Below are 1,636 nucleotides of genomic sequence, written 5' to 3'. Positions count from 1 at the left end.
AAATTTTATACCAAGCCAGTCAAGAACAAATGCAAATGGCGCCAAACTCGAATTTCAACTTTCCGATTTCTTTAGAAGGCGATCGCTTTCGTAGTGGAGAGTATCTATTGAAAATGACGGCACGTTCAGGAGAAGAGGAATGGCAATGGGAACGGAAATTTACGATCGAGGCGGACGAAGCTCGAGCATTGAATCAGAAAGATGTCACGATTGATTCAAGTATTAATTGGTGGATCGTTGCAGTGATTAGCCTGATTATTCTGTTGTTGTTGATTATCGTTTGGCTACTTATTAAGAAACGAAGAGCTGAAAAAAATGAGGAGGATCAGTAAAATGAAAATAAAAAGGGTCTTAGTCGTGGCAAGTACTAGTCTTCTTTGTTTTCATTCGATCTTTTTTCCAGTGATTTCAACGAGTACACCTATCTTCGCTATCGAGCAGTCCAAAGCACTACCGAAAGAACCTGAATTATTGGATCAACTGGAAAATACGACAGAAACACAGGCGCCTACTTTTTCATTCGAAGAAAATAAAGAGTCATATACGGCAGGTCAACAGTTCTTATTAGTCGTACATGTCAGTCAAGAAGTTTCCGAGTTTATGATGGATCTCCCGAAGGGAGTCAGTATCGTAGAAGACCAGCAATCTGCCGATATTCAATTCGCCAATATAGAAGGAAATCAGTGGCAGGTAAAGGCGAATTCTCCACAAGTGACCTTTTCCATTCCACTAGTTGTAGAAAAAGAAGGAACATATGAAATAACGGTTGGAAAATCAAAAACGATGCTTAACATTCAACCAGAGGAGAGTCAACAAACGACTGAGCAAGAAATTATTTCTTCAGAAGAAAAAGAACCATCGAATACTGTAGAATCAATAGTAGAGGATGAAATGAATACCAATCAGGAAATTGAAGATCATCGGATCGACGCTGCCAGAAATGGTACGTGGGGAACCGTGAGTTGGAGCTGGTCACCATCCACGCGTACGATTACCTTGCAGGGAGGAACTGCTGGATCTGTAAACTCAAGCCCATGGAGAATCCATACAGATGTTGTAAGAATTATAGTCGGGAATAGAGTGATCCTGCCGGCAGATTCAGGTTGGCTATTTTGGTCATTGCCAAATTTGGAAAGAATTGACAATATTGGAAGATTTGATACGTCGAATGTCACTAGTATGTATAATATGTTTGGTGGAACGAACAGTATAAAAACGTTAGACCTTTCATCGTGGGACACCTCGAAAGTTACTGATATGTCACTTATGTTTAATAGTAATAGGAATCTAGAAACCCTAAATGTTTCCAATTGGAATACGTCGAACGTTACCAATATGGGATTAATGTTTCAGAATGCCGAAAGTTTACAAGTGATAGATGTTTCCAATTGGAATACGTCGAATGTTACTGATATGTCATTTATGTTTAATGGTGCAAGGAATCTAGAAACCCTAAATGTTTCCAATTGGAATACGTCGAACGTTACCAATATGCGAGTAATGTTTCAGAATGCCGAAAGTTTACAAGTGATAGATGTTTCCAATTGGAATACGTCGAACGTTACCAATATGGGATGGATGTTCAGTGGTGCAAGGAATCTAGAAACCCTAAATGTTTCCAATTGGAATACGTCGA

General features: G+C 39.3%; 2 protein-coding genes. Both read left to right on the top strand.

Going from position 1 to position 1,636, the window contains the following annotated elements; all coding sequences use genetic code 11:
- On the top strand, nt 1-332 hold a 332-nt coding region (locus tag P3R27_RS14265), incomplete at its 5' end, for a DUF3324 domain-containing protein (RefSeq protein WP_301357398.1).
- Between the two features lies 1 nt (nt 333).
- Nucleotides 334-1,636: BspA family leucine-rich repeat surface protein (locus tag P3R27_RS15230; protein ID WP_438839296.1), on the top strand; the 1,303-nt coding region annotated here is incomplete at its 3' end.

Source organism: Enterococcus spodopteracolus, from assembly GCF_030441955.1.
Lineage (GTDB): Bacteria > Bacillota > Bacilli > Lactobacillales > Enterococcaceae > Enterococcus_B > Enterococcus_B spodopteracolus.
This window is presented reverse-complemented; position numbering and strand designations above follow the sequence as displayed.